General features: G+C 54.7%; 18 protein-coding genes. 10 read left to right on the top strand and 8 right to left on the bottom strand.

Annotated elements, in window-relative coordinates:
- Nucleotides 1–176: 176 nt before the first annotated feature.
- From JRI46_00680 to JRI46_00650, 7 genes are all read right to left on the bottom strand, one after another.
- A complete protein-coding gene (locus JRI46_00680) occupies nt 177–605 on the bottom strand; it encodes a peptidylprolyl isomerase (GenBank protein MBW2038106.1) in 429 nt (142 codons plus the stop codon).
- Nucleotides 606–710: 105 nt separating this feature from the next.
- The gene (locus tag JRI46_00675) at nt 711–1,034 is read right to left on the bottom strand and encodes an OmpA family protein (GenBank protein MBW2038105.1); all 324 of its coding nucleotides are present in this window, start codon (nt 1,032–1,034) and stop codon (nt 711–713) included.
- Entirely contained in the window at nt 1,024–2,433 is a 1,410-nt protein-coding gene (locus JRI46_00670) for a hypothetical protein (protein ID MBW2038104.1), read from the bottom strand. The genes JRI46_00675 and JRI46_00670 overlap by 11 nt, the downstream gene beginning before the upstream one ends.
- Before the next feature lie 15 nt (nt 2,434–2,448).
- Nucleotides 2,449–3,390, bottom strand: a complete 942-nt coding sequence (locus JRI46_00665; GenBank protein MBW2038103.1) for an MCE family protein — start codon at nt 3,388–3,390, stop codon at nt 2,449–2,451.
- 4 nt (nt 3,391–3,394) lie between these two features.
- Nucleotides 3,395–4,129, bottom strand: a complete 735-nt coding sequence (locus JRI46_00660) for an ABC transporter ATP-binding protein (GenBank protein ID MBW2038102.1) — start codon at nt 4,127–4,129, stop codon at nt 3,395–3,397.
- Nucleotides 4,130–4,900 (bottom strand): ABC transporter permease, encoded by a 771-nt coding sequence (locus JRI46_00655; protein ID MBW2038101.1) that lies wholly within the window; start codon nt 4,898–4,900, stop codon nt 4,130–4,132.
- A gap of 3 nt (nt 4,901–4,903) precedes the next feature.
- On the bottom strand, nt 4,904–6,028 hold the full coding sequence (locus JRI46_00650; GenBank protein ID MBW2038100.1) for an alanine racemase: 1,125 nt from the start codon (nt 6,026–6,028) through the stop codon (nt 4,904–4,906).
- A gap of 148 nt (nt 6,029–6,176) precedes the next feature.
- Here JRI46_00650 and JRI46_00645 point away from each other — a divergent pair, with 148 nt between their 5' ends.
- The 10 genes from JRI46_00645 to JRI46_00600 all read left to right on the top strand — a co-directional run bounded on the left by JRI46_00645 (nt 6,177) and on the right by JRI46_00600 (nt 14,843).
- The gene (locus JRI46_00645; GenBank protein MBW2038099.1) at nt 6,177–7,160 is read left to right on the top strand and encodes a hypothetical protein; all 984 of its coding nucleotides are present in this window, start codon (nt 6,177–6,179) and stop codon (nt 7,158–7,160) included.
- Nucleotides 7,150–8,367, top strand: a complete 1,218-nt coding sequence (locus tag JRI46_00640; GenBank protein ID MBW2038098.1) for a beta-ketoacyl-[acyl-carrier-protein] synthase family protein — start codon at nt 7,150–7,152, stop codon at nt 8,365–8,367. The genes JRI46_00645 and JRI46_00640 overlap by 11 nt, the downstream gene beginning before the upstream one ends.
- 5 nt (nt 8,368–8,372) lie before the next feature.
- On the top strand, nt 8,373–9,584 hold the full coding sequence (locus JRI46_00635; GenBank protein ID MBW2038097.1) for a beta-ketoacyl-[acyl-carrier-protein] synthase family protein: 1,212 nt from the start codon (nt 8,373–8,375) through the stop codon (nt 9,582–9,584).
- Complete coding sequence (locus JRI46_00630) at nt 9,571–10,056, top strand: small multi-drug export protein (protein ID MBW2038096.1); 486 nt, start codon at nt 9,571–9,573, stop codon at nt 10,054–10,056. Before JRI46_00635 ends, JRI46_00630 begins: the two co-directional genes overlap by 14 nt.
- Nucleotides 10,057–10,060: 4 nt before the next feature.
- Complete coding sequence (gene fabZ, locus JRI46_00625; GenBank protein ID MBW2038095.1) at nt 10,061–10,483, top strand: 3-hydroxyacyl-ACP dehydratase FabZ; 423 nt, start codon at nt 10,061–10,063, stop codon at nt 10,481–10,483.
- Nucleotides 10,480–11,148, top strand: coding sequence for a class I SAM-dependent methyltransferase (locus tag JRI46_00620; GenBank protein MBW2038094.1), 669 nt, complete (start codon nt 10,480–10,482; stop codon nt 11,146–11,148). The genes fabZ and JRI46_00620 overlap by 4 nt, the downstream gene beginning before the upstream one ends.
- Nucleotides 11,149–11,229: 81 nt before the next feature.
- A complete protein-coding gene (locus tag JRI46_00615) occupies nt 11,230–11,772 on the top strand; it encodes a hypothetical protein (GenBank protein ID MBW2038093.1) in 543 nt (180 codons plus the stop codon).
- A gap of 197 nt (nt 11,773–11,969) precedes the next feature.
- On the top strand, nt 11,970–12,809 hold the full coding sequence (locus JRI46_00610) for a methyltransferase domain-containing protein (GenBank protein MBW2038092.1): 840 nt from the start codon (nt 11,970–11,972) through the stop codon (nt 12,807–12,809).
- Nucleotides 12,806–13,480, top strand: a complete 675-nt coding sequence (locus JRI46_00605; protein ID MBW2038091.1) for an outer membrane lipoprotein carrier protein LolA — start codon at nt 12,806–12,808, stop codon at nt 13,478–13,480. The genes JRI46_00610 and JRI46_00605 overlap by 4 nt, the downstream gene beginning before the upstream one ends.
- A 112-nt stretch (nt 13,481–13,592) precedes the next feature.
- Nucleotides 13,593–14,843 (top strand): beta-ketoacyl-[acyl-carrier-protein] synthase family protein, encoded by a 1,251-nt coding sequence (locus JRI46_00600; protein ID MBW2038090.1) that lies wholly within the window; start codon nt 13,593–13,595, stop codon nt 14,841–14,843.
- 96 nt (nt 14,844–14,939) lie between these two features.
- Here JRI46_00600 and JRI46_00595 read toward each other — a convergent pair.
- Nucleotides 14,940–16,216, bottom strand: a 1,277-nt coding sequence (locus JRI46_00595) for a hypothetical protein (GenBank protein ID MBW2038089.1), incomplete at its 5' end; no start/stop codon positions are given.

The raw sequence follows: 16,216 nt of genomic DNA, 5'->3' as shown, positions 1-16,216 counted from the left end.
GACAGGATTTGAGGGTTCTAGGATTCACCCTGTGAATAATTTAATTCTACAGGGTTCAAGGTCTTTGTCTTTCACTAGAACCCTGGGCCCCTAGACCCCTGGAATCCTATGATTTAAATCTTTGAACCCTGTATTTTACATAGTCGAGGATGAGGGCAAACCCTCATGAGGGTTTGCTAAACAATCTCTACTAACTGGACCTCAAAGGTCAGGTCCTCCCCAGCCAGGGGGTGGTTGGCGTCTAAGGTTACGGTGGCCTCAGATATATCCGTCACCATCACCCTAACCATCTGCCCCTCGGCCTGGCGCAAGACGAGTTGCTGCCCGATCTCTAAATTGAGATCCTCTGGGACTTGTTCCTTGTCGATCTCCACAAGCAACTCCTCCCTATAGGGACCATAGGCCTCTTCAGCCAATATTTCGAAGGTCTTGGAGTCACTCGGGCTCATCCCTACCACCGCCTCCTCGAAACCAGGGATCACCTGCCCGGCTCCTAAGATAAGTTCCAAGGGGTCGCCGTCCCGAGAGGAGTCAAATATACTCCCATCCTTGAGTTTGCCGGTATAGTGGATCTTAACTGTGTCCCCTTCTTTCGCCTTTGTCATCTTTTCTCCTTTCCCTATCCTTTTGAACTCAGCGAAGCGTTTAGTGATATACTTTACCTGCTAACCCTCGCTTTGTCAAAAAAAATATTTATCATGTTCAATTTTTTAAAAACCCTTTGAACCCACTACCTCAGCCTTCTGGGAAATGATGGGGCGTGATTCTCCATAACCCACTGCCTTTAGACGATTTGGAGAGATACCTTCCGAAATAAAATACTCCATCACCGCCTTGGCCCTCCTCTCTGAAAGGCTCTGATTGTAAGCATCTGAGCCAACGCTATCAGTATGACCCGCAATCTCTACCCTAACATCAGGATTCTCCTTTAAGATAGCAACCTGCTTGTCCAAGACGACCCGACTCTGAGGGGTAAGCTCAGCCGAATTAAAAGCAAAACCCACACCCTTGAGAATTATTACTTCAAAAATCAATAAACAGAAATCTCATCATCTCCCCCTCCTTCGTCCTCTGATAGCGGAACAATCCCTCGAAAAAGGATAAATAAAAATCTCCATTGTGTTTCTTCTCGATGCGCAGGAAAAAGGCAAGTTGGGTAAATGAAACCTGAGGTGAGCTCCTGCGTCTGTAAAGCCCCCAGAGGAGGTCTGACAGAGTCTCCCCCTCTGGGGAGCGAGTATATCGGTAGACCCAAAAAAGGGGGTAGATGTTGCGCTTCATCCCCTCATCGTGGAGGGGGAGAAGGGGAAAGATATAAAGGCTTACCTCACCCTCAAACCCTTGACGATAGTCAAAGAGGGGCCAGAGATTGGCATCGATGGCTTCTGTCCCCGTACCAACATCCCTAACTATCCTGTACCTATTGATGAGTAGGAAACGGTGTACCTCCTGTTCCTCTGTCCCAAATCGATCAAACTCATAGGAATTTAGGGGCCAGAGAAAAAAGCGCCGCTCCTTCCCAGGCTCTTCCCGTTTGCGGAACAAAGGGAAGAGTCTCCTCTCTCGAATTTTATCTCCCTCAATCTTCGTCGCGATGGGCCAGAGCGCCCACTTTTCGAAGGCAGGCGTATCGCTCTTCTGATGGAACAAGAAGGGGGTGAAAACCATATCAACGGTCGTTTGAGGTGACCGAATCGATGCATAGAACGGGAGATAATACCGCTTTTGTACCGGCGTATCGGTGTCCATATCTTCATCAAAATAGGCATAAAAGGGCCACATGAAAAACCCTCTGGAATACTCACCTTTCCTCACCTTATGACCCCAGAGAGGCCACAGATACACACCCTCTGCCGCTCCCCTGGTTACAGAGATAAATGGCCAGAGTATCCGCCACGTAACCTCACCCTCGTTCTTAATCTGCGAATACAGGGGCCACAGATGAAACGTAATTTCATCCCTACCGAACCGCTCCTTCAAGTGTCCGGTCAGTGGGAAAAACCCCCCGTACCGCTCACCTGTATCCGTCTCTCCCCAAAAGGCAGTGAGGATGGAGGAGGCCTTCTCCCTCCTTTCGGGGGAAGAATAGGTCACCTCATCCCGCGATAGGCTGACCGGAACAAGATAGAACTTAGTGTCACCCTGAACATGCTGATATTTCCCCAGAGGGTACAGGAACTCCGTACGCTCGACCTCCCGGGAGGGATCGGTAGCACGGTACACAAAGGGCCTGATCCCCCACTCCTTACCATCTTCAGTCTCCCGCCAGACAAAAAAGGGTCCCAGGACCTCCAATTCCTTGAGGCTTTCGGATTCGTAGTACGAAAAAAAGGGCCAAAATCCCAAAGACTTCCCCTGGGCAGCAGGGGAGGTCAGAAAAAAAGGGGGGATGAGAAGAAAAATGAGCAACCATGTAAAGACCTTGCTGAGCAAAGGACCTCCCACCGATCAAAAGAAGAGCCCCAATAGGGCCCCCAGGGTGGTGATAGGGGTCTGCTCCTGAACCCCTTCGGAGGCCTTTTGCATCTTCCTCATGGTCTTTTCGGCCTCTTGGGAGAATGTATCATCAGTCATGAGCTTCCCCAGGGAACCCTCTCCCTTTTCTACCTTCACCATGACCCTGCGGAAACTGGCCAGGGCCTCTTTGGCATCGTAATAAAGTGCCTCGTCGGTGAGGAGCTTCCCCAAGGTCCCCTGCCCTGCCCTCACCTTGGCACTGATCTCCTCCAGATTGGCCAAGGTCCGCTCGGCCCTCTGTGAGAGGGGCTTCAGCCCATGGGAGAAGTCCTCCAGGTTGGCGATGATATTGCCTACCTTGTCCTTATTATCCTTGACGACCTCCCTGAAGTCTGAGCTCGCCTCTTTGAGGTTGATGACCAACTCCCTGATCGCATTCTTCCCCTCTTCCTCCCCGATGACCTCCCGCAGGGACTGCCCTAGATCGCCCATACCCCGGGCGGCGGACTCCAAAGAGACGAAGAGTTGATCCATATCCGGTGCTGATCTCACCCGGGTTATGGTCCCCCCTGGTTGTAGGAGAGGGGCTCCAGGGGACCCCGGCTTAATCTCGATATATTTGTCCCCCAGGACCCCGTGGGTCTTGATGATCGCCTCGGCATCCCGATGTAGTTCGACCTGCCCGACCTTCATCCAGACCTTGGCCTTGCCTTTTTCCAAACCGATCTTTTCCACCTTTCCTACAGGCACCCCGGCCACCTCTACATCGGAGTTGATCACCAGGCCTGAGACCGAGGGGAAGAGGGCGGTGTATACCTCTCCCCTCACCCTCTCCAGCCTGCTTATCCTGAAAGACATGAAAAACAACAGGACGATCCCCGCCAGCACCAGGATCCCCACCTTTGCCTCTGGACTGACCTTGCCTTCCTTCATCCTCTCACCTCCTTTTCTCCCCCCTCGCCAGGAAGGACTGAACCACCGGGTTCGACGACCTCCTGAAGGCCTCAAGGGGACCTTCTTCTACGATCCTGCCATCGTGCAACATAGCTATCTTGTGGGCGATGTGAAAGGTGGTCTGGATATCGTGGGTGATGACCACAAAGGTCTCCCCAAACCTCCTCTGGGTCTCTATGATGAGGTCCTCAATGGCCTCGGCCATAGGGGGGTCGAGGCCGGTGGTGGGCTCATCAAAGAGCACGATCTCCGGGTCCAAGGTGAGGGCCCGGGCCAGGCCCACCCTCCGCTTCATACCCCCACTGAGCTCAGCAGGCATCTTCTCCTCCACACCGGGGAGCCCTACCTGCTCCAGTTTTTGGGTCACAATCCTTCTGATATCCTCCTCCTTGAGCTTGGTGTGCTCACGTAGCGGAAAGGCCACATTTGCCCCCACGGTCATAGAATCAAAGAGGGCCGCCTCCTGAAAGAGCATCCCGAATTTCTTCCTCATCTCGTTCAGATCTTTATCCCCCAAACGGGCGATGTCAACCCCCTCTACCCGGACCTCCCCTTTATCGGGCCGGAGGAGTCCAATGATGTGTTTCAGCAGGACACTCTTGCCTACCCCACTGCGTCCCACGATGACCGTTGTCTGCCCTTTAGGGATCTGGAGGTCCACGCCGTTTAAGACCTTCTGCTCGCCAAAGGATTTATGTAATCCCTTGATCTTGATCATCTAAAACAGCGCCGCCGTTAAGAGATAATCCGCCATCAATATGGTTACCGCCGCCAGTACCACACTCTGGGTGGTGGCCTTCCCTACCCCTTCCGCACCTCCAGTGGTGGTGAACCCCTTGTAACACCCGATGATGGAGAGGATGAGGCCAAAGACCGCCGCCTTGATGAGGCCGTTGTTTATATCCGTCAACTCCACATACTTCTCCATGTTGGCCACATAGGCCCCGGCGTTGATCCTCAGGATGATCACCCCTACGAAATACCCTCCCACAATCCCTACAAAGTCGGCAATGATGGTCAAAATGGGTACCACTAAGATGCTGGCCAACACCCTGGGAACGATGAGGTACTTGATGGGGTTTACCGCCATGGCGAAGAGGGCATCTATCTGCTCGGTGACCCTCATGGTCCCTATCTCCGCAGCCATGGCTGATCCTGCTCTGCCTGTAACCATGATGCTGGTGAGGACCGGCCCCAGCTCCCTGGCCATACCTAAGGCCACGGTGACGCCCACCATGGTCTCCGCCCCAAACTTCCTGGTGGCGTAAAAGGTCTGCAGGGCCAAGACCATGCCAGTAAAGGCCCCGGTGAGGACCACCACCAAGACCGACCTCACCCCCACCCTCTCCATCTGTTGAAAGAGCAGATCAAACCTGAAGGGGGGATAAAGGGACCAACGGGCAGTATCCAGAAGGAGGAGAAATATCCTGCCCATCTCCTTGAGGTACCCGGCTGCCCCTTCTCCCACGGTATTTACGGCCTTCCACATAGGCTACCCCTTATAGATGCGCGGGACCCTTTTGCCCACTGAGCAGAGGATCTCATAGGGGATGGTCCCGATCCGCTCCCCCAACTCCTCAGGGGTGATCTCCTGATCCAATTGCCTCCCCATCAACACCACCTCCTCACCCACCTCAACCCCGGGGACATCTGTCACATCCACCATGGTCCAATCCATACAGACCCTCCCCACCACCGGCACCCTTCTGCCCTTTATCAAGACTTCCCCTCGATTGGAAAAGAGGCGGCTGTAACCATCGGCATACCCGACGGGGATGGCGGCGATGAAGCTGGGGCGCCGGGTGAAAAAGGTCCGCCCATAGCTTATGGGAAAGCCCTCGGGGACCTCCTTTAGGTCTGCCACCCGGCTCTTCCATGACATCACCGGCTGCAGGGTGACCTTGTCCTTAAAGGAGGGTGAAGGATAGGAGCCATAGAGCATGATCCCAGGCCGCACCAAGTTTAGATGGGCAGCAGGGAGGCTGAATAGGGCAGCGCTGTTGGCGATATGGCATAATGTCGGGGTCATCCCTATCCCTTTTATCTCCTCTATAGTCCAAGAAAACCTCCTCAGTTGTTCTTCGGCGAAGGAGGGATCTTCCTCATCGGCCGTAGAGAGATGGGAGGCAACCCCCTCTATCTCTATGTTCTCTAAGCTCCGCAAATGGTTCAAAAAGGCAGGGGCCTCCTCGTAGAGGACACCTATCCTCCCCATCCCTGTGTCCACCTTTATATGGACGGGGACCCTTTTGCCCATCTTGCTCGCCTCGGCACAGAGTTCCTCAGCAATCTCCAGACGATAGACCACGGGGGTAAGCCGATATCTCAATACCTCTTTTATCTCCTCCTGATATATGCCGCTCAGGATGAGGATCGGTTTGCGGACCCCCCCCTCCCTCATCTCCACCCCCTCCTCCACCGTGGCCACCCCCAGGAGGTCCGCCCCCAACTCCTCCAACCTCTTGGATATGGGGACCGCCCCATGACCATAGGCATCGGCCTTCACCACCGCCAAGAACTTGACCGAAGGGGGGACAAGCTGGCGCAACTGACGATAATTATAGGCCAGGGCCCCCAAGTCTATTTCCGCTATAGTAGGATGGGAATAAAGGGACATAAAGGTAAAGGCCTCCTCGCTGCCCCTTTAATTAGCACCCCTCAGCAGAGATTGTCAACATCTCCTTTTCTCTTGGCCAGCTTGCCTTCTACTCCATTCGATGATATCTTTTGAAATTGCCGACGATAAAAGGAAAGGATTTTTGCTCATGCGCATCGGTATCCCCAAGGCCTTGATGTATTACAAGCTTTTCCCCCTCTGGAGGACCTTCCTGCAGGAATTGGGGATGGAGGTGATGACCTCCGATGAGGAGGTCTACCACATCTTGCGAAAAGGTATCCCCTACTACGAGGATAGTTGCCTCCCCTTAAAGTTGTTGATCCCCCACTCCCAAAGCCTGGTGGGGAAGGTGGATGCCATCTTCCTGCCCCGCTTGATCAGTCTGGAGGGCCGCCATATCCTCTGCCCCAAGTTCCGAGGGGCACCCGATGTGCTGAGATTGGCCTTGAAGGGGAAGCTGGAGATCTGGGATGGGGTGATAGACCTGCGCCAGGGGAGAAAGGGACTGCACAACTTCTTCCTCGACATGGCGAAACGAACGGTAATAGACCCCCAAAAAGTGCGTCAGGCATACCAGATGGGACAGGAGCGCTACCGGATATTTAGCAGGGAGCTGACTGAAAGGATAAACACCATGCGGACAGAGGAGATCTTTGATCCAGCGCTCCCTACCCCTTCGGCAGAGGAAAGGGACTACCAATTTAAGGTAGCCTTCATCGGCCGTCCCTATAACCTCTTTGACCCCTTCATCAACAAAGACCTCCTCACCCTGGCCAAGGGATGGGGGACAAAGATAGTGACCTCTGATATAATACCCCTTAAAGAAAGGGAGCGGAGGGTCTCCTTGCTATCCAAGGAGATCTACTGGGAGACTGCGAGGGAGGTAGTGGGGAGCATCCTCTACTTCGCCGAACAGGGGGGTGTCGACGGCATTGTCTTTGTCACCTCCTTTAAGTGCGGCATAGATGCCCTGATGCAAGAGTTTCTCAAAAGGATGGTGGGGACGAACAGGAGGGGGAATATCCCCTTCATGACCCTTACCTTCGACGAACACACCACCTTGGAGGGGATGAAGACACGCATGGAGGCCTTCTTGGACCTGATTGCCCAGAGAAAGGAAAATGAAGGGTAAAAAGCGCGTGGTCATCACAGGGATGGGGATCATCTGCGCCACAGGGGGGAATTTAGGGGAGTTTATGGCCTCCCTGTGGGAGGGGAAAGGGGGGATCAGGAAGATCACCCTCTTCGATATATCCGGGTACCCTTCGCAGGTGGCGGCGCAGATCGAGAGATACGACCCCCTGGGGTCTTTTGACAAAAGGGAGCTACGCCGCCTTTCCCGGGCAGATCAGTTCGTCCTGATCGCTGCCCAAGAGGCCCTCGCCGATGCCGAGCTGAGGCCCGGACCAGGCGATAGGGAGATGATAGGGGTCTGCCTCGGGGCAGGTGCAGGGGGTATGCACTCAGCTGAGGTGTACCACCGTCAACTCTTAGCAGGAGCAAGGCCCAGGCCATCTCTCCTTGTTCCCTTCATCCCCAGCTATGCCACTGATCAATTGGCTGAAAGGTACGAGCTTCAAGGCCCCAAGGCGACCATCACCACCGCCTGCAGCTCCTCTGCCACCTCCATCGCCTACGGGGCCGAACTCATCAGATTGGGGGAGGCCGAGGTGATGGTCTGCGGTGGGGGGGAGGCCTTAAGTGAGCTTACCTTCGGCGGGTTCTGCTCATTGAAGGTCATGGCTTCCTTACCATGTCGCCCCTTTGACACCCGCCGACAAGGGCTTTCCCTGGGGGAGGGGGCAGCGATACTGATCCTGGAGAATAGGGAGAGGGCCTTGGGGAGAGGGGCAAAGATATACGGGGAGCTCCTGGGCTACTCCATTGGAGGAGAGGCCTTCCACATCACCGCGCCAGAGGAGACGGGGAGGGAGGAGGCGAGGATCATGAAAGAGGCCCTGCAGGATGCCGGGATTGAGGCAAAAGAGGTCGATTACATCAACGCCCATGGCACCGGGACCATCCTCAACGACCGAGTGGAGACCCTGGCCATAAAGGAGGTATGGGGACAGGAGGCGTATCAAATCCCTGTCAGCTCCACCAAATCTATGATCGGACACTGTCTGGGGGCCGCAGGAGGGATGGAGGCGGTGGCCTCACTGTTGGCCATCCATCACCACTTTCTCCCCCCCACCGCCGGATTTGAGCGGGGGGACGAGATCTGCGATCTCGATTATGTCCCTCTGGCCAGGAAAGAGAAGACGGAGATCGTCCTGTCCAACTCCTTTGCCTTCGGTGGCAACTGCACGGCACTGATCTTCGCAAAGGAGGACCTATAGACCTTATGGGAGAGGTGGTGATAACAGGACTGGGGGCAATAAGTCCCTTGGGCGTGGGGAAGAAGGAGCTCTGGAGGGGATTGACGCAGGGGAGGAACGGGATAAAGGAGATCGTAGAGTTTGACACCACCCCCTTTAGATCGAAAAAAGGTGGGTTGGTGAAGGGGTTTGATCCCAAGGCGTTTATCCCCTCGATAAAGGTCAGGAGACTGGACAGGGCCAGCCAATTTGCCATCGCCTCTTCCAGGATGGCCCTGGAGGACGCCGGTCTCAAGATCGGGGAGGACATCCCCGCGGAGAGGGTCGGTATTATCCTCGGCTCTGGCTTCTGCGGCCTGGCCAACTCTGAGGCCTTCCATCGGGGGCAGGTGCTGAGGGGATCTGGGGATCTCAACCCTATCCTCTTTCCCAATACCGTCCCTAATGCGGCGGCCAGCAATGCCTCCATCGAGCTGGGGATAAAGGGGCCCAACAGTACCGTGGTCCAGTCCTTCTGCACCGCAGAGGCGGCCTTTGTCTTCGGCTACCAACAGTTGATCACCAAGAGGGCCGATGCCATCTTGACAGGGGGGATAGACGAACTGAGCCCCATCTTATACCGGGGGTGGAACGAACTGCACCTGACGGCCTGGGATGAGGGCGAAGGTGAAAGGAGCGCCCCCTATGACCTAAAGAGAAACGGATTTATCCCTGGAGAAGGGGCCGGGATCCTGGTCTTGGAGAGGAGGGAAGATGCGCTGCGGAGGAGGGCGCGGATCTACGGGCAGATCCTGGGCTTCGCCGCAACGGCCGGGACGCTGGGTCCGGGTGAAAAGGTGGCTCGCTCCATATCTGGTGCCCTGAAAAGAGGAGGGGTGAAAACAGTCGATTTCATCGATGGCGCGGGGAACTCCTCACCAAAAGTGGATGCCGTAGAGGCCGAGGGGATAAGGCTCGCCATTCCCAACCGCTATCTCAATATCCCCCTCAGCTCCATCAAGTCGATGGTGGGGGAGGGAATCGCCTCAGGGGGGATAAGGATGGTGGCGGACCTTCTGATTATGGACAGGGGGGTCATCCCCCCCACCATAACTTATGAATATCCCGATCCAAAATGTGGTCTAATGGTCGTGAAGGCTATTCAAAAGACCCTGGTCAGGACAATCTTGCACACCGGGATCTCTCTGGATGGGACATATATATCCATCCTCCTGGGGAGTGACGATGGAGTTCTTTAGGTCGCCGGAGAGCGCCTTTTTGATCTTCACCCTGCTACACTTTACCATTGGGAGGACCGCCTCTGTGGTCTATGCCATTATCAACCACCTCCCTCTCCATCTCTATCTCCCCCTGGCCTGGGGATACGACTTCATCCAGATCCCTGTATACGGTTTCCTCTTGGAGCGTTCCTCCCGCATCCCCCTTTTGAGGTGGGTGAAAACGAGGATAAAAAGGGCCTCAGAGGCTTGGCAACGCAAGAAGCTCGTCCAGAGGGTCTCCTCTCTGGGGGATGTGGGGATCGTGCTGCTGTGCGCCCTCCCCATCAGGGGTTTTGGGGTGCTCTCGGCCACTGTGGTCGCCTATCTTCTGGGCAAGGGGAGAATCAAGGGGGCAACCCTCCTGGTGATCGGATCATTGCTGGGTATCTCCCTGACCGTGGGGTTGATGAAGGGGGCGATAGGGATATGGTGGGTCCTGAAGGGAGGATAAAGAGGTGAAAGCAGATCAAGATGTGAAAAAAGGTCTGCCCCACTGCTACCCCTTCCTCATGATCGACCGGGTGATTGAGCTGGAGCCCGGCCGCAGGGCTATAGCGATAAAAGTGGTGAGCTTTGACGACTTCTTCCTCTCAGGTCACTATCCCCGGGACCCCTGCATACCCGAGGGCCTCATCTTGGAGGCCTTGGCCCAGACAGGAGGGATCGCCCTGCTGAGCACAAGGGAAGGAGGAACCGGGGTCTTGGTAAAGGTAGAGGAGATGAAATTTGAGAAGGCGTTAAGGCCTGGGGGCCGGCTCAAGCTCTGTGCCGAGGTGGAGTTCCGTTTCAGTGGGATGGCCAAGGTACGGGTAAGGGCCGAGGCAGAAGGGGAGACGGTGGCTCAGGGGGTATTGGTCTTGGCAGAAGGGACAAGATGATCTCCGAAAAGAGGATACCTGAGGCCAGCCCATTGGAAGATGAGTCCCTGACGGATTATTACAGCCGTATGGCCAAGAGGTATATGGGGTTCCCGGTCAAGAGGGTCCTTTCCAGGATCAGGGCCCGGGGGGTAGAGAGGGGTCTCGCCCTGGATGTGGGCACAGGCCCGGGGGTCTTTCCCCTATGGATCGCCAGATCCCTGCCTGAGATAGAGTTTCTGGCCATTGACCTCTCACCGGCCATGGTCAAAGTGGCCCAGGCAAATGCCAAGGAGATAGGCCTAGAAGATCGGGTACACTTTCAGTTAGGCTCCGCCTATGCCCTTCCGCTGAAGGATAAGACAATAGATCTGGTAATCTGTGTGAATACCCTTCACCACCTGGAAGACCCCCTCCCCTTCTTCAACGAGGTCGCTAGGGTCTTGAAAGAGGGGGGAAGGTTTGTTATGGTGGACCTTCGCCGGGATGCCCCTAAGTCCCTGGCCATCTTTTTTGACCTCCTGTGGCGTCTCATGATCAGGGAGGAGAAGGCAAGAGACGGGCTTTGGAACTCGCTCAAGGCCTCCTTCACCCTGGAGGAGTGCAATAGACTATTGCGGCGCTCGGCCCTGCAGGCCTGGAGGATATACCCCCAGGCCATTGAGATGTGGATTGAGTCGTATTGAACTTATCGCCAAGATCGTCTATCTCTATAAGGTGGGGAAAAAGTAATAGGCAAAAATAAAAAGCAAAAAGGAGGAAAAGGTATGAAGATCAACAGGTTTTTGGGCATCTTTTTGGTATTGGCCATGGTCTTTGGGGCCAGCAACATGGCCGTAGGGGCAGAGCTTTTTTTCAAGGATTATAACGCAGCGGTGGTCCAGGAGTTTGAGGTCCCCCTCAACATTCCTGCCCCTGATTATGCAGGTCCTCGGATCGCCGAGAAGGTGGTCTACCAGCTCCGCAGGTATTCTCAGAAATTCGGTCTCTTTGAGATAGTGGTCAAGGAGGGGGTTAAGGAGATCCCCGCAGGTAAGAAGACCCTTCTCATCAAGGGAGAGGTAAAGGAGTATACCAGACCTAGTGTGGGGAGGCGTATAAGGCGCTCCTTCATCCCCGGAGGGGAGTACACCTCGACAGCCGCCTTTGCCGCCCACTATAAGTTCATCGATAGGGATAGCGGGGAGGTCATCTATGAGACCGATCTGAGGACTGGCGCTCATTATAGAGAAGATACAGTGGATTACGCCATGGAGAGAAACGCCGAGGCAGCAGCCAAGCTCGTCTACCGATATAAGATCGGGAAGTAACCTTCAATCGCACGCCACACTTGTATCCAGGGGGCAAGAGGGTCTACCTGAAGAAGAACTACAAGGGGGTGACCTCCAGGAAGGTGGGTACTTTAAGAAATCACTACGGACATGCAGCGGCGGGCAGGTCCTTCGAGAAGGTGGTGTGGGCCCTCCTATGGGATATGGAGGCCTTTTTGGTCAAAAGGAGATAGGGGGTGGAGTGGATCTCCTGTCCCCTCTGCGGTGCTGACGGAGGAAAGAGACTCCACCAAGAGGGTGATTATGCCATGTTCCGTTGTCCTGCGTGTGGTTTTGTCTATCAAAATCCCCGCCCCTCACCACAAGAATTATGGGAGGCCTATCAAACCTACCTCCCCGAGGGAGAAGGCGAAATTGAGGCCTGGGAAAGGATGATGGAGCCAGTCTTCAGAAAAGGGGCAGACCTCATCGAGCGATACATCCCCCGGGGGAGGATCCTGGATGTGGGGGCGGGATATGGCTTCTTCCTCGCCTTGATGCAGGCCAGGGGGTGGAAGGTCAAGGGAGTGGAGGTCTCCCCATCAGGGGTGCGATATGGCCGGGAAAGGTTTGGGCTGTCTATCCTTCCTATACCTTGGGAGAAGACCTCTTTTCGGGAGGGGGAGTTTGACGTGGTCACTGCCTTTTACGTGATAGAGCATCTCCCCGATCCCCTGGCCTTCCTCACAGAGGTCTACAGGATATTGCGGCCTGGGGGGATGATCTTACTGCGCTACCCCCACACCACCCCCATAAAAGATATCCTCTCCCTTTTGAGAATAAAGGACCAACTTTACCACCTCCCTTTCCATCTCAGCGACTTCTCCCCCAGGACCATGCGCAGGGCCTTGGAAGAGGCGGGGTTTAAAAAGATAAAGACCTTCGTCGGGGGCTTCACTAACCCCCCAAATGTGGCAGGTAGATTGGCAGGGCTCCTCTTCGGCAACGTGGCGGAGGTCCTCCATCAATTATCTTGGGGAAAGATCTTGTTGCCTGGGGTGAGCAAGACGACCATCGCACAAAAGGTGCAAAGTTGAGAGAAAAGGCCTTATATCCCCTCTTCTTCCTGCTCTTGTCCTTGATCCCTTTGGGTTTGGGTGCCTCTTCTTGGGCCCAGCAAGAGGGGAGAGATCTTGCCTATATCATGGGGCAACTCAAAAAGGCCCAGGAGGCCATACAGGACTTCAGTGCCGACATCACCCAGGTAAAGATCTCCTCTATCTTTAAGGAACCAATGGTCTCTAAAGGCAAGATGAGATTTAAGCGGCCCAACCAGATATGGGTGGATATGTACCCACCCTATCCCAGCCTAACGGTCTTGAACAAAGGTGTCCTCTGGATCTATTTCCCGGAGGAAAGGGCGGCCCAGCGCTATCAGGTGGCCGGCAACCCCCTTCTGGCTAAATGGCTCCTCTTTTTCCAAAACCCCATCGAGACCATGGGCAAAAGGGTATCACTGCAGGAAAAGAAGAAGGGGGAAGTGGTGCTAAACATAGACCCCGCAGAGGACCTCGCTATCTTCCAAGAGATAAGGCTCTGGATCGACACCTCAAACTGGATGCTGAAGAGGTTGGAGATGCTAGAAAAGAACGGCGATCTCACCACCATCAGCTACCACCATATCAGGATAAACTCCGGGATTCCGGATTCCTCTTTTGAGTTACATCTACCCCCTGACGTCGAGATAATAGAACCGATGAGTCGCTAAGACTTCCATGATTGATCATCTCGTAAAAATTCAGATCTTCCCTCTCCCAGGAGGAGGGGATAAGGGGGGCGGCAGTTCCCCCCTGCGAGCGGTCCTGTTGGAGGTCTGAGCCTTGCAGAAGAGACGGGTAGTAATCACTGGAATGGGGGTGGTGAGCGCGGTGGGGAATGAAGTCCCTATCTTCTGGAGGTCGCTGAAGGAGGGCTGCTGCGGAATCAAACCCATCACCATCTTCAATACCTCCGGGTATCGCAGCCACAATGGTGGTGAGGTAGATGGGTTATCTCCGGAGAGACATTTCTCCCTCAAGGAGTTGCGGAGGCTGTCCCGCTGCGATCAGTTTGGGATCGTTGCTGCCCGGGAGGCAATAAACTCCTCAGGTATCGAACTGGCCAATCTGAAACGGGAGAGGTTTGGGATCATTTTGGGGGCGGATTCTGGAGGGATCTTCTCAATGGAAAAGTACTTCCGGACCATCTACACCCATGCCCCCAAAAGGCCTTCACCCAGCCTGCTGGTCTCCTTTGCCCTCGCCACCACCACGGACCATATAGCCCAGGAGTTTGATATGCGCGGTCCCAGGACTACCACGGCCACTGTCTGCTCCTCCAGCTCTGCGGCGATTGCCTTCGCCCATGAAGCCATCGTCTATGGGGAAGCGGAGTTGATGATTACAGGAGGGAGCGATTCCCTCTGCGAGGTGACCTATGCCGGCTTCAATAGTCTTAGGGCCATAGATCCAAAGGGGTGCCGGCCCTTCGATAAAAACAGGCAGGGGCTCTCCTTGGGGGAGGGGGCGGGCATCCTGATCCTGGAGGAGTTGGAACATGCCAGGGCGAGAGGTGCCCGGATATGGGGTGAGGTTTTGGGTTATGGGGTCTGCGCCGAGGCCCACCACCTCACGGCTCCTGAACCCTCGGGAGAGGGGATTGCCAGGACCATAAGGTTGGCCCTGACGGATGCGGGGGTATCCCCAAAGGAAGTGGATTACATCAACACCCATGGGACAGGGACCCCACTGAACGACCTGGTGGAGACCAGGGGGGTAAAGATGGTCTTTGGTAAGAGGGCCTATGAGATCTCCCTCAGTTCCATAAAGTCAATGATCGGCCACTGCTTGGGCTCTGGGGGGGGGATCGAGGCGATCGCTACCCTCCTCTCCCTTCAGGAGGGGGTCATCCCACCCACCATCAACTACTCTACTCCTGATCCGGAGTGCGACCTCGACTACACCCCTAATGAGGCCAGGAAGAGAGAAATCCACATAGCTGTCTCCAACTCCTTCGCCTTCGGAGGGAACAACGTCTGCCTGGTCTTCGGGAGGGTAGGATGTCCCCTCTTTTCTTCTTTATCTTGTGATTAGGGTGAAGGATTGTTGGCAAGGGTATATTATGTAAGAGGAAAGTATGTCTGAAATGCCAATGCTTAATTTTTATGCATGACCCCCTATAAGACCTCCTTAGTTCAGAAAAGCCTTGTAGTCTTCAAGCCCATTGTCCTTGACCCAATTCTCAAATGCATCCAACTGCGTCGGTGTCCAGTCCCCTTCCTCTTCCTTCTCAAAAAGTACGGCATGATAATCACCGTCAAACCCAAAATCCACCAGCAGGGCCTCGCTCATCTCGCTAATTTTGTACCAGTGAAATGCCCTAACATACATCCTTTCTGGCAGATGGGGATTGGCCCCGTAGCAGTCGGGCTTGACATTGCTGTCCTTTCTGTTAGACCAGTACCCGCTTCCTGCGTCAGAGTAGTCGCTGGAGGCAAGCTCCCAGTCCTGATAGCTTCCGCCATCCACGATCCTAAGAATTATGCTAGTAACGGCGGAGATCGTATACTCGTTTTCAACCTCATCGCCATTTTCAGTCTTATACTGCGAGGCAATGGACATCACCAGTTTGGGGATCAAGATGGCAAAGCGTCCCGTCTCAAGATATGTGCTGAAGCTCCCATCTAGGCCCCAGGAGGTCTCATTCCATTCAAACCTTTGGTAATTCCCAGAAAGTCCTTCTCCCCTTACAGAGAGGCCGCAAGGGCTGTCAGGACAGTCCTGAAACGACCTATCGCAATAAGTGAGGCTGTACGATCCGTTTTCCGAGACTCCTGCCCAATTGCCGCTAAAGATTGTCTCCACATCCCCTAGTTTGAACTTGTATTCCCACGGATCGGCGTCTTCAAATTTGGCAAAGGTCTCATAGTATATGTCAAAATTGAAACACCCTGCCAACCCGCTCGTATAGGGGGGATAATGGGGCGGGCACTCACCGCATTGAGGAATGCAGATTGTCTCCCCTGCCGCAAAACATCTTATCATCTCAAATACACAGTTTGCGTTGTCGATCCTCCTTTGGGACACCGTGGGAAAGGATTCTTTGTACCAGGTTACATCGTCCTCTTCGACTACACTGCCCGGGGGCAAAGATTGGCTGATACCCCAGGACTTTCCGTCTCCCTCATACTTAGTGCCTCCACCCTCCTGCTCAAAGACATCGGTCCCCACGGCCCAGGCAGCAGGTCCATCCGGGGGATCGCAGCAGTAAGTTCTGATATTCATATAACTGCAGCTAATCCCCAAATCCTCACCAACCTCGCACCCTGAGCAAGGGAACACTGTGCTTATGGAATAACTTCCGCCCTTGGCAGACTGTTCTGTACAGGCGGCCAGGTCAAAATCTGCTATGCCGCAGTCCTCCACGCATCCCCCGCTGCTCTCCACCACCTGAAAGGGGGTCTCCA

The sequence above is a fragment of the Deltaproteobacteria bacterium genome (genome assembly GCA_019308925.1).
Classification (GTDB): domain Bacteria; phylum Desulfobacterota; class B13-G15; order B13-G15; family RBG-16-54-18; genus JAFDHG01.
Note: the sequence above shows the minus strand (reverse complement) of the source record. Positions and strands in the feature narration are given on the sequence as shown.

Coding starts and splice junctions, on each gene's coding strand:
- JRI46_00680 (MBW2038106.1), bottom strand. CDS start 605: ATGACAAAGGCGAAAGAAGGGGACACAGTTAAGATCCACTATACCGGC.
- JRI46_00665 (MBW2038103.1), bottom strand. CDS start 3,390: ATGAAGGAAGGCAAGGTCAGTCCAGAGGCAAAGGTGGGGATCCTGGTG.
- JRI46_00660 (MBW2038102.1), bottom strand. CDS start 4,129: ATGATCAAGATCAAGGGATTACATAAATCCTTTGGCGAGCAGAAGGTC.
- JRI46_00655 (MBW2038101.1), bottom strand. CDS start 4,900: ATGTGGAAGGCCGTAAATACCGTGGGAGAAGGGGCAGCCGGGTACCTC.
- JRI46_00650 (MBW2038100.1), bottom strand. CDS start 6,028: ATGTCCCTTTATTCCCATCCTACTATAGCGGAAATAGACTTGGGGGCC.
- JRI46_00645 (MBW2038099.1), top strand. CDS start 6,177: ATGCGCATCGGTATCCCCAAGGCCTTGATGTATTACAAGCTTTTCCCC.
- JRI46_00640 (MBW2038098.1), top strand. CDS start 7,150: ATGAAGGGTAAAAAGCGCGTGGTCATCACAGGGATGGGGATCATCTGC.
- JRI46_00635 (MBW2038097.1), top strand. CDS start 8,373: ATGGGAGAGGTGGTGATAACAGGACTGGGGGCAATAAGTCCCTTGGGC.
- JRI46_00630 (MBW2038096.1), top strand. CDS start 9,571: ATGGAGTTCTTTAGGTCGCCGGAGAGCGCCTTTTTGATCTTCACCCTG.
- JRI46_00620 (MBW2038094.1), top strand. CDS start 10,480: ATGATCTCCGAAAAGAGGATACCTGAGGCCAGCCCATTGGAAGATGAG.
- JRI46_00615 (MBW2038093.1), top strand. CDS start 11,230: ATGAAGATCAACAGGTTTTTGGGCATCTTTTTGGTATTGGCCATGGTC.